Source organism: Variovorax sp. DXTD-1 (genome assembly GCF_003984625.1).
In the GTDB taxonomy this organism is placed as follows: Bacteria; Pseudomonadota; Gammaproteobacteria; order Burkholderiales; family Burkholderiaceae_C; genus Variovorax.
The window spans coordinates 291,782-315,409 of record NZ_RWKH01000001.1 but is presented as its reverse complement, the minus strand read 5'-3'; the positions used below and the strand labels follow the sequence as shown (position 1 = coordinate 315,409).

The window sequence follows — 23,628 nt, the reverse complement described above, 5'->3', positions numbered from 1 at the left end:
CGGGAGCCGGGGCACGCTCAGCGCTCCCAGCGGAACTTGCGCTCCGATTCAGGAATGGGCTGGTCGTTGATGCTCGCGTAGCGCCGCTGCATCAGGCCGTTCTCTGCGAACTCCCAGTTCTCGTTGCCGTGGCTGCGAAACCACTGCCCCGCCGCATCGTGCCATTCGTACTCGAAGCGCACGGCAATGCGGTTGTCCATGAAAGCCCAAAGCGTCTTCTTCAGGCGGTAGTCGTGCTCCCGCTCCCACTTGCGGGTGAGAAATTGCACCACCTGTTCGCGGCCGTTGACGAATTCGGCGCGGTTGCGCCATTCGGTGTCGGGCGTGTAGGCCAGGCTCACGCGGACCGGGTCGCGCGTGTTCCACGCGTCTTCGGCGGCCTGCACTTTCCTGGTTGCGGTTTCAAGGGTGAAGGGCGGCAGCGGCGGGCGGGATTCCATGGCGGTCTTTCGTTGAATGAAAAAGGGAGGAAGAGATGTCGAAGGTCGGCAATGTGCCACATGTAGACAGACCTGTCTACATGCCTACAATACAGCCATGGACATCTCCGGACTGCCCGCGCGCGAGCGCATCCTGCACGCCGCGCACGACCTCTTCTATGCCGATGGCATTCGCGTCACGGGCATCGACCGCGTCATTGCGGCATCGGGCGTGACCAAGGTCACCTTCTACCGGCACTTTCCGTCCAAGGACGACCTGGTGCGCGAGTTTCTCGATCACCGCCATGCGCGGTGGATGGCATGGTTCGTCGATGCGCTCGGCCGGCGCGGCGCACACGAACGCGCCGGTGGTGCGGGGGCGCTGCTGCTGCTGCCCGAAGTGATGGCCGAATGGTTCGCCGACCCGGTCTTCAGGGGCTGCGCATTTATCAACTCGGTGGCCGAGGTGGGCGGCAGCGTGCAAGGCGCCGCCGAGCGCGCGCGCGAGCACAAGCGCGAAATGGTCGAGGTCATCGCGGGCTTGCTGCCTGCTGGCGCTGCTTCGCGCATCGCGCTCGCGCAGGCTGCCGCGCTGGGGGTGGACGGCGCCATCGTCAAGGCGCAGATGGGCGGCACGGCCCTGGCGCGCGAAGCCGTGGACGATCTGCGCCGGCTGCTCGAGGCCTTGGTGGCCGCGCCGGCCTCGGCCGCGAGCCGATAACATCCGCTCCGGACACGGCAACACACATGGCTTCCACGCGACTCCCCTCGACGCAGGGCCTGCAGGCCTTCGAGGCCGTGGCGCGCCTGCGCAGCGTGAACCTTGCGGCGGAAGAGCTCAGCGTGACGCCCAGCGCGGTGAGCCACCGCATACGGCAGCTCGAAACGCTACTCGATCTCAAGCTTTTCGCAGGCAACGACTTCGGCCTGAGCGCCGACGGCGTGGCCTACCTGGCCCGCGTGCGCGAGGCCATTGCGGCGCTGCAGCAGGTGCCTGGCCGCGAGCCCGCATCGCAAGTGCGGCGGCTGCGGGTGGCGGTGACGCCCACGTTCTCCCGCCAGATGCTGCTGCCCCGGCTCGCGCGGTTTCGCGATGCCTATCCGAACATCGAGCTGATGCTGCAGGTGACCATGCCGGTGCGCAACATGACGGCCGAAGAGGCCGACCTGGAACTGCGCTTCGGCACCGGGCCTTTTCACGACCGCGAGTTCTGCCAATTGCTGGCCGACGACGTCGCGCCTGCCTGCAGCCCGGCGTACCTGCAGCGCCACGGGCCATTCGACGGCTTTGCGACGGATGCCGAGGCCTCGCGCGTGCAGCTGCTGCGCACGCCGCTCGAGTCGTGGCGCACCTGGTTCAAGGCCCGCGGCATCGGCCTGCCGGAGCCGGCCACAGGCCACCAGTTCAACGACCTGGGCCTGGCGCTCGATGCGGCGGCCGAAGACTTCGGCGTGGTGCTGATGCACCTGAAGCTCGGCAGCGCCTGGCTGGAGAACGGGCGCCTCGTGCGGCTTTCGGCAGAGAGCGTGCCCTCGCCCAACGCCTACTTCCTGTGCTGGCGGCCGGGGGCGATGGAGCGCTGGGAGTGCGCAACCTTCGTCGAATGGTTGCGGCAGGCGCTGCGCGACTGACTGAATTCTTTTCAGGTCCGGCCCGGGTATTTTTCAGGTCCAAGTCCGTTTCGGACGCCACACTCGGCCCGCGGCGGAGCTTGCCCATCATCCCGCTCACGCGATCGAAAAACAGAGACCATCCAGGAGACTCCCCGTGCCCGACCTTTCCAAGATCACCTGCATCGAAGACCTGCGGGTGGTCGCCAAGCGGCGCGTGCCGAAAATGTTCTACGACTACGCCGACTCCGGCGCATGGACCGAGGGCACCTATCGCGCCAACGAGAGCGACTTCCAGAAGATCAAGCTGCGCCAGCGCGTGGCGGTGAACATGGAGGGCCGCTCCACGCGCTCCACCATGATCGGCCAGGACGTGGCCATGCCGGTGGCGATTGCGCCCACCGGCCTCACCGGCATGCAGCATGCCGACGGCGAAATTCTCGGTGCGCGCGCGGCCAAGGCTTTCGGCATTCCGTTCACGCTGTCGACCATGAGCATCTGCTCGCTGGAAGACATTGCGGAAAACACCGGCCGGCACCCGTTCTGGTTTCAGCTCTACGTAATGAAGGACCGCGACTTCATCGAGCGGCTGATCGAGCGCGCCCGCGCGGCGAACGTGTCGGCACTGCAGCTCACGCTCGACCTGCAGATCCTGGGCCAGCGCCACAAGGACATCAAGAACGGCCTCTCGACGCCGCCCAAGCCGACCATCGCCAACATGATCAACCTGGCGACCAAGCCGCACTGGTGCCTGGGCATGCTGGGCACCAAGCGCCGCACCTTCGGCAACATCGCGGGCCATGCCAAGGGCGTGAAGGACCTGTCGTCTCTGTCGTCGTGGACGGCCGAGCAGTTCGACCCCGCGCTGAGCTGGGCCGACGTGGAATGGATCAAGAAGCGCTGGGGCGGCAAGCTGATTCTGAAAGGCATCATGGACGAGGAAGACGCGCGCCTGGCCGCCAACAGCGGCGCCGATGCGCTCATCGTTTCCAACCACGGCGGGCGCCAGCTCGACGGTGCGCCCTCTTCCATCTCGGCGCTGCCCGCCATCGTCGATGCCGTCGGCAGCAACATCGAGGTGTGGATGGACGGCGGCATCCGCAGCGGACAAGACGTGCTCAAGGCGCGCGCGCTCGGCGCCCGCGGCACGCTCATCGGCCGCAGCTTTCTCTATGGCCTGGGCGCCTATGGGCAAGCGGGCGTGACGCGCGCGCTGCAAATCATCCACAAGGAACTCGACATCACCATGGCCTTTTGCGGCCACACCAATATCGAGAACGTGGATTCGGGCATCCTGCTGCCGGGCACCTTCTAAGCCCCCTCGGGCGACAGGCTTGCGGCGCTGGCTGACAGCGCGCAAATGCGTGCGTGCGGAAAATTGTTGCTTCCAACAACATCGCCCCGCACGGGCGGCAAAACCCATCATGAGCGCAGTCACGCCTGTCACGGAAGGCCCTTCGGCCTCCGCACCCCCTCCCCGCCAGTACACGGCGGAAGAAAAGCGCCACCGCGTCTTCTCGATCATGGCCGCCTCGTCGGGCAACCTGGTCGAGTGGTTCGACTTCTACGTGTACGCCTTTTCGGCGCTGTACTTCGCGTCGGCCTTCTTTCCCAAGTCGGACCCGACCGTGCAGCTGCTGAACACCGCGGGCGTGTTCGCGGCCGGCTTCCTGATGCGGCCCATCGGCGGCTGGCTCTTCGGGCGCATTGCCGACAAGATCGGGCGCAAGACCTCGATGCTGATCTCCGTCACGATGATGTGCGGCGGTTCGCTGGTCATCGCTTTCTTGCCGACCTATGCGCAGATCGGCGCGTGGGCGCCCTTCCTGCTGCTGGTTTGCCGGCTGTTCCAGGCCTTTCGGTGGGCGGCGAATACGGCACCACCGCCACCTACATGAGCGAGGTGGCGCTGCGTGGGCAGCGCGGCTTCTTCTCGTCGTTCCAGTACGTCACGCTGATCGGCGGGCAGCTGCTCGCGGTGCTGGTGATCGTGGTGCTCGAACAGCTGCTCACCGAGGCCGAGCTCAAGGCCTGGGGCTGGCGCATTCCGTTCGTGGTGGGCGCTGTGGCTGCCGTGGTGGCGCTGCTGCTGCGCCGCACGCTGCACGAAACCCAGAGCGCCGAGGCCAAGGCCAACAAGGAGGCCGGCACCATCGCCGGGCTGTTCAAGCACCACACGCCGGCATTCCTCACGGTGCTGGGGTACACGGCAGGTGGCTCGCTCATCTTCTATACCTTCACCACCTACATGCAGAAGTACCTGGTGAACACGGTGCACCTGCCGATCAAGACCGCGAGCTACGTGATGACCGGCGCGCTATTCGTCTACATGTGCATGCAGCCGGTGTTCGGCGCGCTGTCGGACCGCATCGGGCGGCGCAACAACATGCTGCTGTTCGGCGGGCTCGGCGCGCTGGCCACGGTGCCGATTCTCACGGCGCTGCAGCACACCACCAACCCGGTGATGGCCTTCGTGCTGATCATCGTCGCGCTGGCGATCGTGAGCTTCTACACCTCGATCAGCGGCATCGTGAAGGCGGAGATGTTTCCGCCCGAGGTGCGTGCGCTGGGCGTGGGGCTGGCCTATGCGGTCGCCAACGCCATCTTCGGCGGCTCGGCCGAGTACGTGGCGCTGGGCCTCAAGTCGCTGGGGCACGAATCGGCGTTCTTCTGGTACGTGAGCGCGATGATGGTGATCGCGTTCCTGGTGAGCCTGCGCCTGCCGCGGCAGGCGGCTTACCTGCACCACGACCACTGACCCGTCCCCCGCGCGCGGCGCTACTCTTCGGCGATCCAGAGACCGGGGTAGTCGCGCACGAAGCAATCGGAGGTGACGCTCAGCGTTGCCGCGTAGTCGAAGCGCTTCGCATCGTAGGCGTATTCATCGCTCGCGGTGCGTTCGTAGCGCTGCATCAGCTCGCTCAGCACGCCGCCCTCCAGGTCGACCCAGGCCGCCGGCGCATCGGCCCCTTCGCCTTGTGCAAGATTGAGCCGGCGCAATTGCAGCAGGTTGGTGGCTGGCGTAAAGCCAAGGTCGAGGTCCACGCAATGCGAAAGGTCCGGCACCGCTTCGTCGTTGAGTTTCCAATGCCCGCGCGCGTCGCGGGCAATCGACAAATCGACGGCGTCGGCGCCGAGCCACCCGCGCACGGTGCCCCATTGCGCGTGCCAGTGCAGGTCGCAGCGCACGCGGTAGTGCAGTTGCGCAATGCGGCGGTCTTCGAGCCGGAATACGGCGGCGCCGTCGAGCTGCCATGCAGTGGCGTTGCGTTCGAGGCGGCAGGCGTCATGGCCCGGTGCATCGAGCCTGCGCCACAGGATGGAAGCGACGGTTTGCATGCCGCGGATGATGGCGCGTGCGGGAGCAACAGGCAAGCCTTGTCGTGCATGGCGAGCTAACATCGTACGCCCGACCATTCAGAGGAGCGCGCAATTGGAATCCTGGTTCGCCCATGCCAAGCCGATCGACTCGCTGGAGCCCGAGATCGCTTTTCATTTGCAGGACGAGTTCCGTCCCGTTTCGGGGGGGCCGGCCGAACCGCTCGCCTTGCCCGGGTTTCCGCGCGCCGAGCGTTTGCTGGCGCGCACCCGCGAGGTGGTGGGGCACGAGGCGGAGCTTGCCGCCTACTACGCACAGGTGGTTGCGGCGGCCCGCCGCCACGCGCTCACACTCAGCCAGGTGCGGCACTACTTCTGGATGGATCTGCAGCTGGACAACGAGGAAGCCGGCGTTCAGCTGTCGTTCCCCTGGTACGACACCTTTGCCACGATGGACCATTTTCTTGCCGCAATAGCCGGCAACGGCCAAGGCATGATCTACGACGACCAGGACCAGGGCTGGGCCGTGGAGGTCTGGGCTCGCAACGGCACGCTCTACATCCGCCAAAGCGACCCCGATTCCGACGATGACCCCGGCCAGGCCGTTGCGCTGCCCCGGGCGGGCCTGCAGGCCCGCATTGCGCCGCTGCGCGAGCGCACCGTGAAGATCGTGGCCCATCTTGCCAAAGAGTTCGGCGCCGATGTGTGGACCACGGGCGAGGTGCCTTCGCTTCCTTAGCGCAACCCTCGGAGCAAGGTCAGATCGGATACGCCGTCAGGATGTAGAACGGCTTGCCGTTGTAGCTTTCCATTTTCAGGATGATCCGCACGGCCGAGAGGTCGTTGACCGCCGTGCTGCCGAACTGCACGCCCCGCCCCACCACATAACCCAGCACGTGCTCGAGCTCCGGCGACTTGCTGCCTGCGGCCGCACTGCGTGACCAGGCTTGCACGGCGGCTGCATTGGCGCGCAGCGTTTCGGTGATCGCGCGTTCCGCCGTGGCCAGGTCGGCAAAGGTAGACACGGCCTTGGGACCCGGCCGGGTGGCGGTTCGCACCCTGGCCAGCAGTTGCGCGTCGGTCTGGCCGACGTGCCGTGCCATGGTGTGCCCGCCGAGCCTCGATCCGGCGGCGGCTTCATGCTCGGCCAGGCGAATGCGGCCGCCGCGCGTCACGGCAATGATGCGGGCGGCTCCGAGGCCCGCGGCCACGACCAAGGGAACCGCCACATCGACCGCAAGCCCGATACCGTCGGCCGTTTCACGCGAGGCGCCCAGCGCTTCGGCCGCCGAGCTGGCGGTAACGGCGGTGGCGGTGCGCTGCGGAGTGCCCGTCCAGACCTGGCGGCCCGAGGTGGCCAGGGTATCGAAGCCGTGAACGCCAAGCACCACGCAGCCTGCCTTGGTCACCATCGTGGGCTCTGGCGCCAGGCAGAGCACGCCGGCGCCCACCAGTTCCACGACGCCGCCCACCAGCCCGACGGTACCCCAGAGCCGGTTGCTCAGGCTGGCGGATTCGGGCACGTCCTGCCCGCCCAGAACGCCGGCCATCTGCACCGGCGTCAGCGCAATGGTCATGCCTTCGACTTCGTCACTCATGCCAGTTCCCTTTCCTTGCCATGCTTTTCGATGCCATCGGGCGGCCGAAACCGCGGTCCGCTGCATTCTGGCATGCACACGCCGGCGGGCAGATACGGCCCGGCCGCGAGACAATCGGCCCGTGAGTTCCCAGCCTTTGCCAAAGCCTCCGATCCGCCGCATCGCCCACCTCGACATGGACGCCTTCTTCGCGTCCGTCGAGCTGCTTCGCTATCCGCAGCTCAAGGGCTTGCCGGTGGTGATCGGCGGCGGGCGGCGCAGCGTGGACGAGGCGATTCGCCATGTGCCCGAGGGCGGCACGCTGGCCGACATTCCGGTCGACGCCTTTCCGCGCCTCAGGGACTACGCGGGCCGCGGCGTGATCACCACCGCCACCTACCCCGCGCGGCAGTTCGGCGTGGGCTCGGCCATGGGGCTCATGAAGGCGGCCAAGCTGTGCCCGCAGGCAATCATCCTGCCGGTGGATTTCGACGAGATCCGCAAATACTCGCGCACCTTCAAGCAGATCATCAGGGAGGTCGCGCCGCTGATGGAAGACCGGGGCGTGGACGAGGTGTACATCGACTTCACCGACGTGCCCGGCGGCCAGCGCGACGGCGGGCGCTCGCTCGCGCGGCTGATCCAGAAAGCGATTCTCGACGCGACCGGCCTCACCTGCTCCATTGGCGTGGCGCCCAACAAGCTCATTGCCAAGATGGCGAGCGAGTTCAACAAGCCCAACGGCATCTCGGTCGTCTACGAGGACGACTTGCAGACGCTCATCTGGCCGCTGCCTTGCCGCAAGGTGAACGGCATCGGCCCCAAGGCCGACGAAAAGCTCAAGCGCTTCGGCATCGAGACGGTGGGCCAGCTCGCGGCGCGCGACAGGGATTGGCTCATTCAGAATTTCGGCAAGTCCACCGGCGCGTGGATGCACGAGGTGGCCTGGGGGCGCGACAACCGGCCGGTGGTGACCGAAAGCGAGCCCGTGTCGATGAGCCGAGAAACCACGTTCGACCGCGACCTGCATGCGGTGCGCGACCGCGCCGAGCTCGGCGCCATCTTCACCCACCTGTGCGAGAAGCTGGCCGAAGACCTGCAGCGCAAGGGCTACGTGGGCAAGACCATCGGCATCAAGCTGCGTTATGACGACTTCAAGATTGCCACGCGCGACCAGACCATCGACCGCTACATCGCCGACGGCAAGACCATCCGCCAGATTGGCGGGCTGTGCCTGAAGCGCGTGCCGCTCGAGCGGCCGCTGCGCCTGTTGGGCGTGCGCGTGGGTGCGCTTGCAAAGGCGGGCAGCCCCGAGGCGATGGCGCCTTCCGGCGCGGGAGCCACGCGTGCACCAGCGGACGCGGCGACCACCGCGTCGCTCTTCTAGGTTCTCGGCTCGATGCCGAACCGCTGGCCCCGGCGCATTGCCATTGCACTGCTGGCGCTGCCGCTGCTGGCTGGGCTTTATGTGGGCACGGCCTGTGCGCTGATGTTCTGGCCCGCCAACGCAGAGCCTCGAAACGCAATCACCGCAAACACGCCCGGAGTGCCCGCCTGGGTCTTGAGCAACGGCGTACACACCGACCTGGTGTTTCCGATCCGCTCGGCAACCGTCGACTGGCGGCAGCTCTCCCCGCTCGCGCATTTCAAGGCCGTGCCGGCCGATGCCGAGTTCATCGCCATCGGCTGGGGCGACCGCGAGTTCTACCTGAACACGCCGACATGGGGCGACCTGACGGTGTCGCGCGCATTCGGTGCCATGCTCGGCGGCAACCGCGCCCTGCTGCATGTCACCTACCTGCGCCGCGCGCAGCTGCGGCACAACGCCTTCCACCTGCCGCTTTCCGAGGCGCAGTACGCACAGCTCGCGAACTACGTGCGTGCCGCCCTGCCGGCAGGCCGCGCAACGCCGATTGCCGGTGCACACTACGGCAACGACGACGCCTTCTACGAAGCCGAAGGCGGCTACCACCTCTTCGAGACCTGCAACACCTGGACCGGGCGGGGCCTGCGGCAGGCGGGGGTCAAGGCGAGCCGCTGGACGCCCTTCGACTTCAATGTGACGTGGCACCTGCAGCCGGTGCGGCCCTGAGCCCGTTCAGGGCTTCGGCACGCCGGCCTGCCACTGCGGCCAATTGGCGACGATGTGGTCCACCACGCGCGTGCCCACCAGCGCGATGTTCTCCACCGTCTCGGCAAAGCCGCCGGCCGTCTCGCCCGGGGCCGGGTCCAGGTGCTGCAGCGTGCTTTCCTTCGGGTTGCCCTGGTCGAAGTTGACGGCGCCGCGCAGGCTCATCACGCGGTCGGTGCCATGGGTGCGCTTGATCACGAGGGTGATGGCGGCAGCTTCCATTTCGGTGATCACATAGTCGTCGGCGCCGTAGAGCTTGGCGATGTACTGCGCCTGCTTCGACATGCCGGGTCCGTGGAAGAAGGTGTCGCCCGTCATGTGGGTGCCGGTGCCCACGAAGGGCGCGCGCCGCGCCGCCGCGTCGGGGTAGCGCAGCCGGTACTTGCGTGCGCTGTCCGAGTCCTTGAGCGGCGTATGGGACGAGAGCTTCATCGCCCAGCCCACGAGGTCGGGGTTGAGCTTGAAACGGCGATATTCCTCGTAGCCCTTGCGCGGCATGAAGGTGGGCTCTCCGGGCTTGTTCTCTTCGGGCGCCCAGCGGTGGCCGAGGTCGTAGTCCACGAGCCAGGTGGCCCAGCTCACCTCGCCGATGGTGCCGCGCGCGGGCGGCGTGCCGGCCACGCCGGAAATCACGTAGTAGGCCTGCGAAAAATCGAACTGCGGGTTCAGCAGGATGGCCTGCATCGACGACGAGGAATTGACCTTGCCCATGCCCAGCACCGCGCCGCACACGCCGTCGGCATTGCAATACACGGGCTGCAATGCGCCGGGCACGGCCATCGGCGCGGCGCCCTTCCAATAGCGCTCGTACCAGTGCTGGAACTCGCCGGCCCGGTCGCCTGTGTTCTGGCCGATCTCGAACATGGCCGCGACGAAGACCTTCACCTTGATGGGCGCGGCCGTGGCGGCGGCCGAGCGCGCAGCGGGCACGGGCGCAGTGGTCGAAACAGGCGAGGTCGGCGAAGCACAGGCCGTGACAAGCAGCGCCGCGCTGCAAGCCGAGAGCCAGCGCACGCAGGAGGACGGGAACGGCCGATGGAAGAACATCATTTGTTTGGGACTCCAGGAAAGAACAAAGCGCCTCCATCGCACCAGCGGCGATTGCGGCGTCCTACAGGCGGCCATTGTCGGTGCAGGCACAAGCGCTGGGTACCTTCACCAAGCAAACCACATGCCGGCACGCTCCACATCGTCTCCACCGTCCTCGCCGCCTTCCAAGCCGACGCCGATCGCCAACGGCCTGGTCTATGTGAACCCCGACATGCCCGGCATCCGGCGCCTGAAGCACGGGGACCGCTTTCGCTACCGCGATGCAAAGGGGCAGTGGGTGCGCGACCCGGACGAACTCTCGCGCATCCGCATGCTGGCGATTCCGCCGGCCTATGCGCAGGTGTGGATCTGCCCGCTGCCCAACGGCCATCTGCAGGCCACCGGCATCGATGCGCGGGGCCGCAAGCAGTACCGCTACCATCCCGACTGGCGGCTCTTCAAGGACGAAACCAAGTTCGAGCGGCTCGAAGCCTTCGGGCTTGCGCTGCCGCGCATCCGCGCACGCGTGGCGCGCGACCTGCAAGAGGGCGGCAAGGCCGCCGCGCCGGGGCGCCAACTGGTGCTGGCGGCGCTGGTGCGCCTGCTCGACACCACGCTGCTGCGCGTGGGCAATGAAGAGTACGCGAGCAGCAACGGCTCCTACGGCCTCACCACGCTGCGCAACCGGCACGCCGCCGTGCAGGGCGCGGCGCTCCGGCTGCGCTTTCGCGGCAAGAGCGGCGTCATGCACGAAGCCCTGCTGGACGATCCGCGAGTGGCGAAGGTGGTGCGCCAATGCCAGCAGCTGCCCGGCCAGGCGCTCTTTCAGTACCAGGACGAGGACGGCGAGCTGCGCAGCGTGTCGTCCACCGACGTGAACGACTACCTCGCCGAAGCATCGCCGGGCGAGCGCTTTACCGCCAAGGACTTCAGGACCTGGCATGGCACCGTGCAGGCGCTGGAGCTCACGCGGCTGGCCTGCGAACCGGGCCGGACCGCCGCCGACGGCAGCCGCTACAGCGCCAAGGAAATCCTGACAGCAGTGGCCAAGCAGTTGGGCAACACGCCCGCGGTGTGCAAGAAGGCCTATGTGCACCCCGCGGTGCTGGCGCTGGGCAGCGCGCTTGCGGGCGATGGAGAAGACGAGTCGGCGGAAGTGCTGCGAAAGATGTCGGCCCGCACCGCGGCCCGGCGCACGCGCGGGCTCCACGCCGCGGAGGAGCGGCTGCTCGCCTTCTTGCGGGCGCACCGGCAACGGCTGGCACGCGAACTGCGCGAGGCATCGAAAGCACGGAAGGCGAGCGGCAAAGGCAGCCCGACGGCGGCGCCCCGGCCCACGCGGCGCCCGCCGGCGCGGCAAAGGCCTGCTCAGCCCGTGGCGAGCGAGAAGCGAACGCTGTCGCGTTCCAGCGCCACCGTGTAGCCCAGGTCTTCGGCCAGGCTTTGCAGCGCAATGGCGTCGATGGCCAAGGCGCGCGGCGCACGATGCGCACCGAGCACCGGGCTCACGCCCCCGGATTCGCGCGGCAAGGCACTCAAGCGAAGCGCGTCAGCCCCATCGGCATCGATGCGTATGGCGCCGGCCTCCGGCACGCTGTCGTGCAGATAGCCGAGCCCGCCGAGAAGCAGATAGCGCAATGCGGCTCCCTGCGGCCTGCGGGGTTCGCCCTCGAGCGGATCGAGCGCGGGGTCGACATCCAGCGTCACGCCGTGCATGTCGAAGGCCGCGCGCATCAGGCCCACGCATTGCGCCACCAGCGCGCTGCGCGTGATGCCGTCATCCGCCGTGGCCAATTCCCAGTCGCGCAGCGAGCGGATGCCTTCCACGAGCTCGGACACCTGGTTGTCGATAAGCGCCACGCGCTCTTCGCAGGCGGAGGGGTCGATGGGCGTGGCGCCGACCTGGCGCTTGAGCATGAGCAATGCCATGCGGATGACCGAGACCGGCGCCGCCATGTCGTGCCGCAATGCCGGCAACGCGCGAGTGAGCAATTCATGGCGGACGCCGGCGGCGATCCAGCTGCGGGCTCCTGGCGAGGCCTTCATTGCACGGCGGCGCCCAAGGGCTTCGCCTCGTTTTGTGGACAGGCCGGCAGACGGCTGCGGCCTGCAGGTCGGGGGACGGCAATGGGCACGTTCACTTTGCGCTTCCTGAGCGAAGGAAAGTCCACAAGTATCGGCCCCGCCTTCTTCAGCGGGTGTAGGAGCGTGCCTACGCTTTGGGCATTGGAGAAACCAGGTTTTCGGGGTGGACGCAAGGCTACGGTTTGCCGAGGTAGACCCGCACGTCCTTTACCTCCACGCCCGCGGCTGCGACGGCTGAGCGCAGTTGCGCCTCGGTCACGCCCAGGGTCTGGGTCCAGTAGCGCACCTCGTGCGGCTCGTTCACGTTGATGCGGCTCCGGTCTTGCGGGCCGCGCTTGCTGGGATCGTCTGCCATGGTGGTTGGATGCTCCTTGATCGAAGCACACACGATGCGCTCCTTTTCTGCACGGCACTGGAGGACGGCGGCGCGGCTCGATGCAGGAAAAGTCCGAACAGGAGTCCAGTGCCGCACGGGACCGTCGGCGTTGGAGATGTCCGGAAGCGGCGCGCGCGGCGATGGCCTCGCACCTATCTTCAGCGCTCGATCACTTCCCGCACTGAATACCGCATGACCCCCGAACAGAACAAGCGCACCGTTTCCGACGCATGGAAGGCCTTCGCAAGCCACGATGCGGCACGCATTGCCGCCTGGTTCACGGAAGACGCCGAGTGGCTCGCGCCGCAGCGCAACGCCACTGCGCTGGCGCTTGGCATTCCCGACCACATGATCGGACAGAAGGCCGTCGTGCACTTTCTGGCCGAGATGTTCCCGAAGCTTTTCGTCTCCGATGTCACCGTCGATTTCCGCAGCAGGTACTGCGAAGGCAACACCGTGATCGTCGAACTGCGCTTGCAGGCCCTGCTTGCGAACGGCAGAAAGTACGACAACGACTACTGCTTCATCTTCGAACTCCGGGACGGGCGCATCGCCCGCATGCGCGAGTACATGGATACGCAGAAAGGCCACGCCTGCATCTTCGGCTGATGCATGCAGCGCACAAGGCCGCTATCTGCAGCGCGCCTGCAGTTCGCGCTTGAGCACCTTGCCATTGGCCGTGGTCGGCATGGCGCCGATCGCCTCGATGCGCGCCGGCCGCTTGTAGGGCGACAGATGCTCGGCCAGGTACGTGCGCAGAGCGGGCTCCTCCAGCACCGCGCCGGGCTTCATTTCGACGAAGGCGACGATCTGCTCGTTGCCGTCCGCCTCGGGCACACCCACCACCGCGCAAAGGTGCACGCCGTCGAAGCGGCCGATCACCGCTTCGATCTCGGCGGGGTAGACGTTGAAGCCCGAGCGGATGATCATTTCCTTGAGCCGGCCGACCACGAACAGTGCGCCGTCCGCATCGAAGCGCCCGAGGTCGCCGCTCGCATACCAGCCGCCCGGACGCATGACCTGCGCCGTGGCCGCCGCATCGCGAAAGTAGCCCAGCATGAGGCCGGGGCCGCGCAGCCAGATTTCGCCTGTCTCACCCGGCGCGACATCGTTGCCGCCCGAGTCGACGATGCGTGCCTCGCCGCCTTCCACCACGTAGCCCGCGGCCGTGTCCGCGCGCGGAGCTTCGACGCGCGTCAGGAACACCGAGCCCGCGTATTCCGAGAGGCCGTAGCCATAGTGCAGCGGCTGGCCGAACAGCGCCTCGACGCGCTGCTTGAGCCCCAGGTCGAGCGGCGCGGAACCCGTGTAGACGTAGCGCAGCGCCGGAAAGCGAATCGCAACGCGCTCCGCCTCGACGTGCGCCAGCAGGCGCGCATACATGGTGGGCGGGCCGAGCAGGTTCGACACCTGCTCATGCGCGAGTGCCTGCAGCATGTCGGCGGGCGAAAAGCTGGCGCGCAGCACCAGCGCAGCGCCGCCGGTGAGCGCGGCCATCAGCACCGTGCCAATGCCGAAGATGTGCGTCATCGGCAAGAAGGCGTAAACCCGATCGCGCTCGTTCAGTGAGCGCACGCGGGCCGACACGCGGCCGAAATGCAGCAGCCCGCGGTGCGACACCATCACGCCCTTCGGCGTGCCCGAGGTGCCGGATGTGAAGATGATGGCAGCCGCATCCGCCAGCGCGGGGTCGGCCTCCAGTCGGGCCTCGGCGCGGACGGCTGATCGCATCACGCCCGGCAGTGCAGACGGCACTGCGCCGGCGCGGCTCGCATGCTGGAGCGCGGCGTCCGAGGCGCCCGTGGTGAGGTAGCACACACGCGCATCCGCGCGCTCGGCAATGGCCGCGATCTCGCCCGGAGACATGCGCGCATTGACGCCGCACGACCAGGCACCGACACGGCTGCACGCCATGATCAGCGCAATGTGCGCGACGCAGTTCTCGGCCACCAGCAGCACGCGGTCGGTCGGCCGCACGCCAGCCGCCAGCAGGTCTTGGGCGGCGGCCTCTGCCATGGCCTGCAACGCCGCATACGACACGGTGCCCGCGGGCCCGAAAAGAAAAACCGCTTCGGGCGAGCGCGATGCGCGTTCTTCGAGCAGCTCGTGGATTCGCGTGGGTACCATCGGCTATTCCGCCTCGATGCCCTTGGACGCGATGGCCCAGAGCTTCCGGTCGGCCTGGCCCTTGGTGGCCAGCAGTTCCGCAGCACCCGTCCACACCTCGTAGCCCTGCTCGCGCAGGCGATTGGCGATGTCCTCGCGTGCCATGGCCTTCTGCGCGGCCGCATTCAGGCGGCCGACCAGCGACGGGTCCATGCGCGCGGGGCCGTACAGGCCGAACCATCCGCCCACGTCATACCCGGCCACGCCCGATTCGATCATCGTCGGCACCTCGGGCAGCATGCGGTTGCGCTGGCGCGATGTGACCGCCAGCGCGCGCAGCTTGCCCGACTGGATGAACGGGCGCGAGGTGGCGATGATGTCGAACATCATCGTCACGGTGCCGCCCATCACGTCGGCCAGCGCGGGCGCGCTGCCTTTGTACGGCACATGCGTCAGCTGCACGCCGGCCATCTTCTCGAGCAGCGCGCCGCTCAGGTGGTTCGAGGCGCCGATGCCCGCCGAGCCGTAGAACACCTTGCCAGGGCGCGCCTTCGCGTAGGCCAGCAGCTCGGGCACGCTGTGCACCGGCAGATCCTTGTTGACCACGAGTACGTTGGTGTAGTCCACCAGCGGCGCGATGGGCGTCAGGTCCTTCATCGGGTCGAAGGGCATCTTGCGCTGGATGTTCGGGTTGATGGTGATCGTCGGGCTCGCGCCGAAGAACAGCATTGCGGCATCGGGCGCAGCCTTGGCGACCGCGTCGCCACCTACCGAGCCGCTGGCGCCGGGCCGGTTTTCCACGATGACCTGCGTGCCGAGCTCCTGGCCCAGCGCGGGCGCAAGCAGGCGCGCCGCGCCGTCCACCGGCCCGCCCGCGGAGTAGCCGACCACCAGCTTGATGAGTGGCGGCAGCTGCTGTGGCTGTGCGAAGGCGCGCGAAGGCAGTGCGGCCAGCAGTGCGCTGCCTGCCAGCGCGGCGACGGCTTGCCGCCGTGTGAAGTCCGTGGTTTCCATTGGCTTTGTCTCCTGTTGTTTATTTCTTGGGCGAACGCAACCGGCTCAAACAGGCAGATCGAGCACCTGCCGCGCGAGGATGTTTCGCTGGATCTCGTTGGTGCCGCCATAGATCATTGCGGCCGTCGAACCGATCAGCGGCGACAGCACGTTGAAGGTCTGTCCGTCGAGCACCTGGTCGCCGGCCACGGCGCCCTGCTCTTCCCCGGCCTCGATCAGCATTGCGCCAATGCGGTGATAGGTTTCGCTGGCCCAGATCTTCAGCAGCGACACCGATGCAGGCAGCGGCTTGCCCGCGCGCACGATGTCGGCAAAGCCCGTGTAGGCGGCCGACAGGTCGAGCACGTCGAGCCGCAGTGCTGCAAAGCGCTGCGCGAACACCGGGTCTGCAAAAAGGCGCCGCGCCTGCGCAAGCCGCGCCAGTTGGCCGAGTGCGTACTGCGACTGCTTGGGACTGCCGAGAAAGATGCGCTCGAAGCCCAGCAGCGCCTTGGCAATGGTCCAGCCACCGTGCAGCTTGCCCACCAGGTTTTCGGCCGGCACGCGCACGTTGTCGAAGAACACCTCGCAGAACTCCGGCTCGCCCGAAAGCGTGTGAATCGGCCGCACCGTGATGCCCGGCGTGCGCAGGTCGCACAGCAGAAAGCTGATGCCCTCTTGCTTGCGCGCGGCCTTGTCGGTACGCACGAGCATGAAGATGTGATTGGCGTCCTGCGCGAGCGTGGTCCAGATCTTCTGGCCGTTGACGATGAAGTGGTCGCCCTCTGCATCGCGCCCCGCCACGGCCTCGGTGCGCAGCCCGGCCAGGTCGGAGCCGGCGTTGGGCTCCGAATAGCCTTGGCACCACACATGCTCGCCGCTCAATATGCGCGGCAGAAAGCGGCTCTGCTGTTCGGGCGTGCCGTGCTGGATCAACAGTGGGCCGATCATCACGATGCCCTGGTCTGGCGTGCGCGCGACGCCGTACTGCTCGAGCTCCTCGATCCATGCAATGAGCTTGTCGGCGGGCAGGCCCATGCCGCCATGCGCCTGGGGCCAGGCCGGCGCGATCCAGCCTTGCGCCGAGAGCGTGAGATACCAGTCGCGTATCTCGCTCCAGCGGGCCCGGTGCGAAAGGTAGCGCAACTGCTGCGGATAGCGCTGCTGCAGAAAGCCGCGCACCATGCGGCGGAAATCCGCTTCGGGCATTTCGCTCCAGGCAGCGGTGCGCGGAAACTCGCCCTCCCAATCGGCCATGCCCGTTCGTGCTTCCCCGCTGTCAGCCAGCATGGCATGGCGGCGCTGGTGCGCAGCGGCATTGCCGAGCCACGCCGAAAGGCACAGCGTGCGCTTGTAGTACAGGCTCAGGTCGCACTCCTGCGTGTAGCCGATGGCGCCATGCAACTGCACGGCCGCACGCGAAACCTGCAGCGCCGCGGCGGTACAGCGGGCATTCACGCGGCTTGCCTCGGCTTCGAGCCGGTCGGCCGCGAGCCCCTGGCTGGCGAGCGACAGCACCTCCGCCAACGTGGCTTGCGCCACCTCGAGGTGAATGAACATGTCCACGCAGCGGTGCTGCAGCGCCTGGAAGCTGCCGATGGGCTTGCCGAACTGCGAGCGGGTGCGCAGGTAAGCCAGCGTCTGGGTGAGCATGGCCTGCCCCACGCCCAGCAGCTCGGCGGCCTGCAGGATCTGTCCGGCAGCCAGCGCATGGCGCAGCGCGTCCTGCGCAGCGGGGCCTTCCGCCAGCACCGCTTCGGACGGCAACTCCACCTGTTCGAAGCGCAGGCTCGCGGCCTGGCTGCCGTCCACCAGCGGCATCAGGGTTTCGCTCACGCCGGCGGTGCCGCGCGGCACCCACAGCAGCACCGCGTCGTCGCTGCCCCTCGCCGACACCAGCCAGCCGCTGGCCGCCGCGCCGGGCACCACCATGAGCTTCTCGCCCTGCAGCAGCACGCCGCCCGCATGGCCCGCGCGCGGCTCGCAGCCGCATGCCAGCGGCACGGCACTCAGGTCGCCCGCGCTCTCCTGCCAAGCCAATGCGGGCAGGCTGCGGCCGGCCACGAGGTCCGCCAGCAGCGGCTGCGCGCTCTTCGATTCGAGCCGCGCCAGCAGCAGCGCGCTGAGGCCCGCCACCGCCAGCAGCGGTTCGGGGGCGACGTGCTCGCCGGCCGCCCGCAGTATTTGCGCGGCACCCGTGAGGCCCAGGGCCAGACCGCCGGCCGATTCAGGCGCCAGCATGCCGGTCCAGCCCAGTTCGGCGAGCGCGCTCCAGCCTTGCGTCTCGCCGGCATCGGGGTGTTCCATGCGCTCGCGCCGGCGCTGGATGGAACGGCTGCGAACGAAGTAATCGAGCGCGGCTTCGCGTATGGCAGAGAGTGATTCGGTGTCCATCGCCGCAGCGTGACAGAACACCCCCTCGCGCGGCATTTGCATTTGGCGAAGGGAGGGTTTCGCAATCACAGAACCGCCTCGCGCGGGAGAGGCATAGATTCGGTGGATGAACAGCAGCAACGACACCCGTTTTTCCGATATCCGCGACGCCGTGCGCGACCTGTGCGCGCAATTTCCCAACGAGTATTTCCGCAAGGTCGACGAAGCGCGCGGCTACCCCGCCGAGTTCGTCGATGCGCTCACCAAGGCCGGCTGGATGGCCGCGCTCATTCCGCAGGAGTACGGCGGCTCCGGTCTCGGGCTCACCGAGGCCTCGGTGATCATGGAAGAAATCAACCGCTGCGGTGGCAACTCCGGCGCCTGCCACGGCCAGATGTACAACATGGGCACGCTGCTGCGCCACGGCAGCGAGGCGCAAAAGCGCAACTACCTGCCGCGCATTGCCACCGGCGAGCTGCGGCTGCAGTCGATGGGCGTGACCGAGCCCAGCACGGGCACCGACACCACCAAGATCAAGACCACGGCCGTGAAGAAGGGCGACCGGTACGTCGTCAACGGGCAGAAGGTGTGGATCTCGCGCATCCAGCACTCGGACCTGATGATCCTGCTGGCACGCACCACGCCGCTGGCGGACGTGAAGAAAAAGTCCGAAGGCATGTCGATCTTCATCGTCGACCTGCGCGAGGCCATCGGCAACGGCATGACGGTGCGGCCCATCCTGAACATGGTGAACCACGAGACCAACGAGCTCTTCTTCGAAAACCTCGAGATCCCGGCCGAGAACCTGATCGGCGAAGAAGGCCAGGGCTTCAAGTACATCCTCGACGGCCTCAATGCCGAACGCACGCTCATTGCGGCCGAATGCATCGGCGACGGCTACTGGTTCATCGACAAGGTCACGGCCTATACCAAGGAGCGCGTGGTCTTCGGCCGGCCCATCGGCCAGAACCAGGGCGTGCAGTTCCCCATTGCCGAAGCCTTCATCGAGATCGAAGCCGCGAACCTCATGCGCTATGAAGCCTGCCGCCTGTTCGATGCGCGCCAGCCCTGCGGCGCGCAAGCCAACATGGCGAAGTACCTGGCGGCCAAGGCGAGCTGGGAAGCGGCGAATGCCTGCCTGCAGTTCCATGGCGGCTTCGGCTTTGCGTGCGAATACGACATCGAGCGCAAATTCCGCGAGACGCGGCTGTACCAGGTCGCGCCGATCTCGACCAACCTCATCCTGAGCTACGTGGCGGAGCACATGCTCGGCCTGCCGCGCTCGTTCTGAAGGGACTGATCCAATGACCGATTCGAACCACCCGAGCAAAGTGCTCGCCACCTTTGCCGCCGAACTGCAGGTCGCGGACATTCCCGCGCCCGTTCTGCGCCGCACCGAAGACCTGATGCTCGATTGGCTGGGCTCGGTGCTCGCGGCCCGCACTGCGCGGCCGGTGCGCTCCATCGAGCGCTTTGCGCAGATGATGGGCCCCGCCGATGGGCCGAGCGAAATACTCACCTCGCGCCGCACCAGCTCGCCGGTGTTCGCGGCGCTGGTCAACGCGGCGGCTTCGCACTACGTGGAACAGGACGACGTGCACAACGGCTCGGTGTTCCACCCCGCCGCGGTGGTCATCGCACCGGCGCTGGCCGTGGCACAGAGCATCGGCGCGACCGGCGCGCAGCTGCTGACCGCTGTCGTTGCAGGCTATGAGGTGGGCATCCGCGTGGGCGAATTCCTGGGCCGCTCGCATTACAAGACCTTTCACACCACGGCAACGGCGGGCACGCTGGCGGCGGCCGCCGCGGTGGGCAGCCTGCTGAAGCTCACACCGCAGCAGATGCTGCATTCCTTCGGCTCGGCCGGCACGCAGTCAGCGGGGGTTTGGGAGTTTCTGCGCGATGCGGCCGACTCCAAGCAGCTGCACTGTGCCCATGCGGCAGCCAGCGGGCTCATGTCGGCCTACCTTGCGCAGGACGGCTTCACGGGTGCCGCCAAGGTGCTCGAAGGCGCACAGGGCCTTGGCGTGGGTATGTCGAGCGACGCCGATCCGGCCCGCCTCACCGATCGCCTCGGCACCCGCTGGGCACTGGCCGAAACCTCGTTCAAGTACCACGCCTCGTGCCGTCACACCCATCCCGCGGCCGATGCGTTGCTTCAGGTGGTGACGCAGCACAGGCTCAAGCCCGACGATGTGGCCCGCGTGACCACGCATGTGCACCAAGGCGCCATCGACGTGCTGGGCCGCGTCACGGTGCCGGCCACGGTGCACCAGGGCAAGTTCTCGATGGGCACGGTACTGGGCCTGATTGCGGTGCATGGCCGCGCCGGGCTGGGCGAGTTCGACCGCGACTTTCTCGCGCCCGAGGTGGCCGCGTTCCGCGACAAGGTGGCGATGGAGCTCGATGCAGAAGTCGATACCGCGTACCCCGCGCGCTGGATCGGCAAGGTCAGCGTACAGACCCGCGACGGCCGCACGCTGCAGGGCCGCGTGGACGAACCCAAGGGCGACCCGGGCAACACGCTGAGCCGCGCCGAAATCGAAGACAAGATGCAGCGCCTGGTGCACTACGGCGAGGGCGCCACGGCCGAAGAAGCCAGGGCGCTGTGCGAGCGCATCTGGCAGCTCGAAACCGCGCCGCGCGTCGGCCGCTGGCTCGGCTGAGGGGTCTTCCCGTAACTTTGTTTGGCCCTCAGGCCTCGGCGAAGAGCCGGCCCTGCCCGGCCGAGCGCGCATCGAAGCCCGCGGTGCGCACCAGGTCCCAGAAGCCGGCTGGCGAGCTCGACACCACCGGCAGCTGCAACCGCGCTTCCACTTCGCGCACCGCATCGAGCGTGACCAGCCCGCCGCACGAGATGAGAATGCCGTCCGCCCCGGGCTGTGCATCGAACACCCGCAGGCACAGGTCGACCAGAACCTGCGTAGGCACTTGGCCCACTGCCTGCACGTCGGAGATCGCCAGCCCTTCGAGCGCCAGCGGCTCGAAGCCGCTCTGTTCGAGGTAGCGCCGCAGGTGTGCGTTGACCTCGTCGATGTAGGCGGTGGCCACTGCCACGCGCCGCACGCCCAGCTGACGCAGCGCGCCGACGATGGCGTTGCTCATGGTGGTGCAGGGCAAGCCGGTCGCCCGTGCCATCTCGGCCTGCAGTTGCGCATTGAAATCTGCCCCGCGAAAAAAGCTCAACGAGGTGCCCATGAGCGAGACCGCGGAAACGCCTTCTGCCTTGAGCGCTACCGCCTTCTCCACCACCGAATCGATCACCTCGGTGTATCCGCGCGTCGAGATTTCGCCGAGGCCCAGGCCGAGCGCGCTGAAGCGGATGCGCTCGCCGTACAGCAGCGGGCCATCGACCGGCACGGCGCCGGCCGCTGGCGGCACGATCAGGCCAAGGTGCGGCAGCGGTGCCATCTACTTGCCCTCCGCCACGATGTTCTGCTCGGCAATGATGCGCTGCCAGCGCCTGGTTTCTTCGGCCATGTCCTTGCCGAGCTGCGCCGGTGTGGCGTAGGCGCGCAGCGTGCCCTGCGCAGCGGCCGCGGCGCCCGCCTCGGGCGTGCCGAGTACCGCCTTTACGGCGGCCGAGAGCTTGTCGACGATTTCGTCGGGCGTGCCGGCGGGCGCAAGCACAAAGATCCGCGGTGCCACGTCGAAGCCCGGCAGCGCATCGGCCAGCGGCGGCACGCTCTCGGCGCCTTCGAGCCGCGCGGTGTTCATGAGCGCAATTGCGCGCAGCTTGCCGGCCTTGGCTTGCGCCATGCCGGCCGTGGCGCTGACCACGCCAATGGGCACCTGCCCGCCGACCACGTCGGGCACGATCTGCGCGGCGCCGCGGTAAGGCACGTGCACCACGTTGCTCCCGCTCGATTGCTTCAGCATCTCGAAACCCAGGTGCTGCACCGTGCCAACGCCCGAGGTGGCGAACGAATAGCGCCCGGGGTTGGCCTTGAGCTCCTTCACCAGTTCGGCCGGCGTCTTGGCCGGAAAGTCGTTGCCCGTGACAATCATCAGCGGCGAGACGAAAGCGCCCGCCACCGGCTTGAAGCTGGTGAGCGGATCGAGCCCGATCTTCGGCTGCAGCAGCTTGGCGATGAGCAAGGCGCTGTCCCCCATCATGAGCGTGTAGCCGTCGGGCGGCGCCTTGGCGACGAACTCGGCCGCGATCAGCCCGGTGGCGCCGGTGCGGTTGTCGATCATCACTTGCTGACCCAGGACCGCTGAAAGCCGCGTTCCAAGCAGGCGCGCGACCGCATCGACGCCGCCTCCGGCCGAGTAGCCGACCACGAGCCGGATCGGCTTGTCAGGGTAGCTTTGGGCCCACGCGGCGGGCGCGGCAAACAGGCCCGCGAGGCCCAGTGCCATGGCAGCACGCAGCGCCTCGCGGCGTGCAGGGCGAACAATATCTCTGGCTTTCATCGTGTCTCCAATACGGCCCTTCGGGGGGCGTTCATTTCTAGGCTTTTCCCTTGCCGTGAGAAGTGGGCAGCTTCGCGAGCTCGCGCACCCGCTCGGCATTGGGCGCGAAGCCCAGGCCCGGGGTCTCTGGCAGATGCAGCCAGCCGTCTTGCGGTACCGGCAGGCCGTCGAAGATCTGCTTGAGCATCTGCACCGCCACGTAGTGGTATTCGGCCATGCCGCCGTTCGAAACACCCGCATGCAGGTGCATGTTGTGAAAGGGCCAGGCGCCGCCGTTGTCGATCGGCACGTTGAAGGCCTGCGCCATGCCCGCGATCTTCAGGCACTGCGAATAGCCGCCTGAGATGGTCACGTTGGGCTGCAGCACGTCGGCCGCCTGGTTCACCAGCAGGTCGCGAAAGCGGAAGGCCAGCCCTTCGTTCTGGCCGCAGGCCAGCGGAATGCTGGTGCGCGCACGCAGCTGGGCCATCTGGCGCACGTCATTCTGCGTGAGCGGCTCCTCGAAGAAGCTGATGCCGTAAGGCTCGATGCGGCGCGCGAGCTCGGTCGCGTGGAACAGGTCGAGGCCGCAGTTGGCATCGACATACAGCTTCACGTCGGGCCCGACCGCCTCGCGCACGGCGGCCACGCGGCGCACGTCTTCTGCAATGACCTCGTCGATGGGCCGCGGCTCGTCGCGCCGCGCGAGCGCATGGCCGCCGACCGTCATCTTCAGCCGCTGGAAGCCTTGCGAAACCCAGAGCTTGGCGGCGGCGGCGAGCTGGTCGCGCTCGAAGAAGCCGAAGCCGAAGGTCGCATAGACCGGCACTTTCGAACGGGCACCGCCCAGCAGGCGCCACAGCGGCTGGCCGAGCGCCTTGCCCTTCAGGTCCCACAGCGCGATGTCGAGCGCGGCGATGGTGTGGCTTGCATAGCCGGTCTGGCCGCGGGGGGAGAGCAGCCAGTAGAGCTTCTCCCACAGCCGCTCGGTGGCCATCGGGTCTTCGCCGACGAGCGCCGGGCCGGCCACCTCGCGCACGGCGGCGGCAATGATCTCTTCTTCGGTGATGGCCGTCATGCCATGGCCGACGAGGCCGGTGTCGGTCTCGACCTCGGTCAGGCACAGGGAGAGCGAGGTCTGCTTGTTCAGCCCCAGCACGTCGATGGTGACGGGAATGTTCAGCGGCGTGGCGCTGACGCGGGTGATCTTCAAGA

General features: G+C 67.6%; 22 protein-coding genes and 1 pseudogene. 11 read left to right on the top strand and 12 right to left on the bottom strand.

The genetic code is table 11. From position 1 onward, the window contains the following. Positions 1-17: 17 nt before the first annotated feature. Positions 18-440, bottom strand: coding sequence for a DUF1348 family protein (locus EJI00_RS01490; protein ID WP_126745690.1), 423 nt, complete (start codon positions 438-440; stop codon positions 18-20). Positions 441-537: 97 nt separating this feature from the next. Here EJI00_RS01490 and EJI00_RS01485 point away from each other — a divergent pair, with 97 nt between their 5' ends. From EJI00_RS01485 to EJI00_RS01470, 4 genes and pseudogenes are all read left to right on the top strand, one after another. After that, on the top strand, positions 538-1,140 hold the full coding sequence (locus EJI00_RS01485; protein WP_126745689.1) for a TetR/AcrR family transcriptional regulator: 603 nt from the start codon (positions 538-540) through the stop codon (positions 1,138-1,140). Positions 1,141-1,166: 26 nt separating this feature from the next. Continuing rightward, positions 1,167-2,051, top strand: coding sequence for a LysR substrate-binding domain-containing protein (locus tag EJI00_RS01480; protein ID WP_126745688.1), 885 nt, complete (start codon positions 1,167-1,169; stop codon positions 2,049-2,051). 136 nt (positions 2,052-2,187) lie between these two features. Beyond that, positions 2,188-3,345: an alpha-hydroxy acid oxidase gene (locus EJI00_RS01475; RefSeq protein WP_126745687.1), complete on the top strand. Its 1,158-nt coding sequence runs from the start codon at positions 2,188-2,190 to the stop codon at positions 3,343-3,345. Positions 3,346-3,598: 253 nt separating this feature from the next. Further along, positions 3,599-4,788, top strand: a pseudogene (locus EJI00_RS01470) (MFS family transporter). A gap of 20 nt (positions 4,789-4,808) precedes the next feature. On the opposite strand, the gene EJI00_RS01465 reads toward EJI00_RS01470, so the two are convergent. Beyond that, positions 4,809-5,369 (bottom strand): putative glycolipid-binding domain-containing protein, encoded by a 561-nt coding sequence (locus EJI00_RS01465; protein WP_126745686.1) that lies wholly within the window; start codon positions 5,367-5,369, stop codon positions 4,809-4,811. Positions 5,370-5,463: 94 nt separating this feature from the next. Here EJI00_RS01465 and EJI00_RS01460 point away from each other — a divergent pair, with 94 nt between their 5' ends. Further along, the gene (locus EJI00_RS01460) at positions 5,464-6,087 is read left to right on the top strand and encodes a hypothetical protein (protein ID WP_126745685.1); all 624 of its coding nucleotides are present in this window, start codon (positions 5,464-5,466) and stop codon (positions 6,085-6,087) included. 19 nt (positions 6,088-6,106) lie between these two features. Here the strand turns inward: EJI00_RS01460 and EJI00_RS01455 are convergent, their stop codons facing one another. Continuing rightward, a complete protein-coding gene (locus EJI00_RS01455; protein ID WP_126745684.1) occupies positions 6,107-6,946 on the bottom strand; it encodes an RNase A-like domain-containing protein in 840 nt (279 codons plus the stop codon). A 175-nt stretch (positions 6,947-7,121) separates the two neighbouring features. Here EJI00_RS01455 and dinB point away from each other — a divergent pair, with 175 nt between their 5' ends. Both dinB and EJI00_RS01445 read left to right on the top strand, forming a co-directional pair. Then, the gene (dinB, locus tag EJI00_RS01450; protein ID WP_409513999.1) at positions 7,122-8,312 is read left to right on the top strand and encodes a DNA polymerase IV; all 1,191 of its coding nucleotides are present in this window, start codon (positions 7,122-7,124) and stop codon (positions 8,310-8,312) included. 12 nt (positions 8,313-8,324) lie between these two features. Next, positions 8,325-9,017 carry a TIGR02117 family protein gene (locus tag EJI00_RS01445; RefSeq protein ID WP_126745682.1) on the top strand — a complete coding sequence of 231 codons (693 nt, stop codon included), beginning with the start codon at positions 8,325-8,327 and terminating at the stop codon, positions 9,015-9,017. A gap of 6 nt (positions 9,018-9,023) precedes the next feature. On the opposite strand, the gene EJI00_RS01440 is transcribed toward EJI00_RS01445, so the two are convergent. Then, complete coding sequence (locus EJI00_RS01440) at positions 9,024-10,106, bottom strand: purine-nucleoside phosphorylase (protein ID WP_126745681.1); 1,083 nt, start codon at positions 10,104-10,106, stop codon at positions 9,024-9,026. 121 nt (positions 10,107-10,227) lie between these two features. Between EJI00_RS01440 and EJI00_RS01435 the strand changes: the two genes are divergently transcribed. Next, positions 10,228-11,508: a DNA topoisomerase IB gene (locus EJI00_RS01435; protein WP_126745680.1), complete on the top strand. Its 1,281-nt coding sequence runs from the start codon at positions 10,228-10,230 to the stop codon at positions 11,506-11,508. Here the strand turns inward: EJI00_RS01435 and EJI00_RS01430 are convergent. Beyond that, positions 11,454-12,131, bottom strand: a complete 678-nt coding sequence (locus EJI00_RS01430) for a hypothetical protein (RefSeq protein ID WP_126745679.1) — start codon at positions 12,129-12,131, stop codon at positions 11,454-11,456. The genes EJI00_RS01435 and EJI00_RS01430 overlap by 55 nt on opposite strands. Before the next feature lie 214 nt (positions 12,132-12,345). Next, positions 12,346-12,525 (bottom strand): DUF3606 domain-containing protein, encoded by a 180-nt coding sequence (locus EJI00_RS01425; RefSeq protein WP_126745678.1) that lies wholly within the window; start codon positions 12,523-12,525, stop codon positions 12,346-12,348. A gap of 213 nt (positions 12,526-12,738) precedes the next feature. On the opposite strand from EJI00_RS01425, the gene EJI00_RS01420 reads away from it, so the two are divergent. Continuing rightward, on the top strand, positions 12,739-13,155 hold the full coding sequence (locus EJI00_RS01420) for a nuclear transport factor 2 family protein (protein WP_126745677.1): 417 nt from the start codon (positions 12,739-12,741) through the stop codon (positions 13,153-13,155). A gap of 21 nt (positions 13,156-13,176) precedes the next feature. On the opposite strand, the gene EJI00_RS01415 is transcribed toward EJI00_RS01420, so the two are convergent. The 3 genes from EJI00_RS01415 to EJI00_RS01405 are packed head-to-tail and all read right to left on the bottom strand — an operon-like array spanning position 13,177 to position 18,039. Beyond that, positions 13,177-14,673: a class I adenylate-forming enzyme family protein gene (locus tag EJI00_RS01415; protein WP_126745676.1), complete on the bottom strand. Its 1,497-nt coding sequence runs from the start codon at positions 14,671-14,673 to the stop codon at positions 13,177-13,179. A 3-nt stretch (positions 14,674-14,676) separates the two neighbouring features. Next, positions 14,677-15,666, bottom strand: coding sequence for a Bug family tripartite tricarboxylate transporter substrate binding protein (locus EJI00_RS01410; protein ID WP_126745675.1), 990 nt, complete (start codon positions 15,664-15,666; stop codon positions 14,677-14,679). A 45-nt stretch (positions 15,667-15,711) separates the two neighbouring features. After that, positions 15,712-18,039: an acyl-CoA dehydrogenase gene (locus EJI00_RS01405; RefSeq protein ID WP_126745674.1), complete on the bottom strand. Its 2,328-nt coding sequence runs from the start codon at positions 18,037-18,039 to the stop codon at positions 15,712-15,714. Positions 18,040-18,145: 106 nt separating this feature from the next. Between EJI00_RS01405 and EJI00_RS01400 the strand changes: the two genes are divergently transcribed. Together EJI00_RS01400 and EJI00_RS01395 are read left to right on the top strand one after the other, a co-directional pair. Further along, on the top strand, positions 18,146-19,309 hold the full coding sequence (locus EJI00_RS01400; RefSeq protein WP_126745673.1) for an acyl-CoA dehydrogenase family protein: 1,164 nt from the start codon (positions 18,146-18,148) through the stop codon (positions 19,307-19,309). A gap of 13 nt (positions 19,310-19,322) precedes the next feature. Further along, positions 19,323-20,684 (top strand): MmgE/PrpD family protein, encoded by a 1,362-nt coding sequence (locus EJI00_RS01395; RefSeq protein WP_126745672.1) that lies wholly within the window; start codon positions 19,323-19,325, stop codon positions 20,682-20,684. Positions 20,685-20,712: 28 nt separating this feature from the next. Here the strand turns inward: EJI00_RS01395 and EJI00_RS01390 are convergent, their stop codons facing one another. From EJI00_RS01390 to EJI00_RS01380, 3 genes are read right to left on the bottom strand one after another with little or no spacing between them, the layout of a single operon-like run. Further along, a complete protein-coding gene (locus tag EJI00_RS01390; protein WP_126745671.1) occupies positions 20,713-21,429 on the bottom strand; it encodes an aspartate/glutamate racemase family protein in 717 nt (238 codons plus the stop codon). Beyond that, positions 21,430-22,434: a Bug family tripartite tricarboxylate transporter substrate binding protein gene (locus tag EJI00_RS01385; protein ID WP_126745670.1), complete on the bottom strand. Its 1,005-nt coding sequence runs from the start codon at positions 22,432-22,434 to the stop codon at positions 21,430-21,432. Between the two features lie 37 nt (positions 22,435-22,471). Further along, positions 22,472-23,626, bottom strand: a complete 1,155-nt coding sequence (locus EJI00_RS01380; protein ID WP_126745669.1) for a mandelate racemase/muconate lactonizing enzyme family protein — start codon at positions 23,624-23,626, stop codon at positions 22,472-22,474. Positions 23,627-23,628 lie beyond the last annotated feature (2 nt).

What these genes read in the sequence shown, in the direction of transcription:
- EJI00_RS01490 (WP_126745690.1), bottom strand. Translation starts at nt 440, where the DNA reads ATGGAATCCCGCCCGCCGCTGCCGCCCTTCACCCTTGAAACCGCAACC.
- EJI00_RS01485 (WP_126745689.1), top strand. Translation starts at nt 538, where the DNA reads ATGGACATCTCCGGACTGCCCGCGCGCGAGCGCATCCTGCACGCCGCG.
- EJI00_RS01480 (WP_126745688.1), top strand. Translation starts at nt 1,167, where the DNA reads ATGGCTTCCACGCGACTCCCCTCGACGCAGGGCCTGCAGGCCTTCGAG.
- EJI00_RS01465 (WP_126745686.1), bottom strand. Translation starts at nt 5,369, where the DNA reads ATGCAAACCGTCGCTTCCATCCTGTGGCGCAGGCTCGATGCACCGGGC.
- EJI00_RS01455 (WP_126745684.1), bottom strand. Translation starts at nt 6,946, where the DNA reads ATGAGTGACGAAGTCGAAGGCATGACCATTGCGCTGACGCCGGTGCAG.
- dinB (WP_409513999.1), top strand. Translation starts at nt 7,122, where the DNA reads ATGGACGCCTTCTTCGCGTCCGTCGAGCTGCTTCGCTATCCGCAGCTC.
- EJI00_RS01445 (WP_126745682.1), top strand. Translation starts at nt 8,325, where the DNA reads ATGCCGAACCGCTGGCCCCGGCGCATTGCCATTGCACTGCTGGCGCTG.
- EJI00_RS01440 (WP_126745681.1), bottom strand. Translation starts at nt 10,106, where the DNA reads ATGATGTTCTTCCATCGGCCGTTCCCGTCCTCCTGCGTGCGCTGGCTC.
- EJI00_RS01435 (WP_126745680.1), top strand. Translation starts at nt 10,228, where the DNA reads ATGCCGGCACGCTCCACATCGTCTCCACCGTCCTCGCCGCCTTCCAAG.
- EJI00_RS01430 (WP_126745679.1), bottom strand. Translation starts at nt 12,131, where the DNA reads ATGAAGGCCTCGCCAGGAGCCCGCAGCTGGATCGCCGCCGGCGTCCGC.
- EJI00_RS01425 (WP_126745678.1), bottom strand. Translation starts at nt 12,525, where the DNA reads ATGGCAGACGATCCCAGCAAGCGCGGCCCGCAAGACCGGAGCCGCATC.
- EJI00_RS01420 (WP_126745677.1), top strand. Translation starts at nt 12,739, where the DNA reads ATGACCCCCGAACAGAACAAGCGCACCGTTTCCGACGCATGGAAGGCC.
- EJI00_RS01415 (WP_126745676.1), bottom strand. Translation starts at nt 14,673, where the DNA reads ATGGTACCCACGCGAATCCACGAGCTGCTCGAAGAACGCGCATCGCGC.
- EJI00_RS01410 (WP_126745675.1), bottom strand. Translation starts at nt 15,666, where the DNA reads ATGGAAACCACGGACTTCACACGGCGGCAAGCCGTCGCCGCGCTGGCA.
- EJI00_RS01405 (WP_126745674.1), bottom strand. Translation starts at nt 18,039, where the DNA reads ATGGACACCGAATCACTCTCTGCCATACGCGAAGCCGCGCTCGATTAC.
- EJI00_RS01400 (WP_126745673.1), top strand. Translation starts at nt 18,146, where the DNA reads ATGAACAGCAGCAACGACACCCGTTTTTCCGATATCCGCGACGCCGTG.
- EJI00_RS01395 (WP_126745672.1), top strand. Translation starts at nt 19,323, where the DNA reads ATGACCGATTCGAACCACCCGAGCAAAGTGCTCGCCACCTTTGCCGCC.
- EJI00_RS01390 (WP_126745671.1), bottom strand. Translation starts at nt 21,429, where the DNA reads ATGGCACCGCTGCCGCACCTTGGCCTGATCGTGCCGCCAGCGGCCGGC.
- EJI00_RS01385 (WP_126745670.1), bottom strand. Translation starts at nt 22,434, where the DNA reads ATGAAAGCCAGAGATATTGTTCGCCCTGCACGCCGCGAGGCGCTGCGT.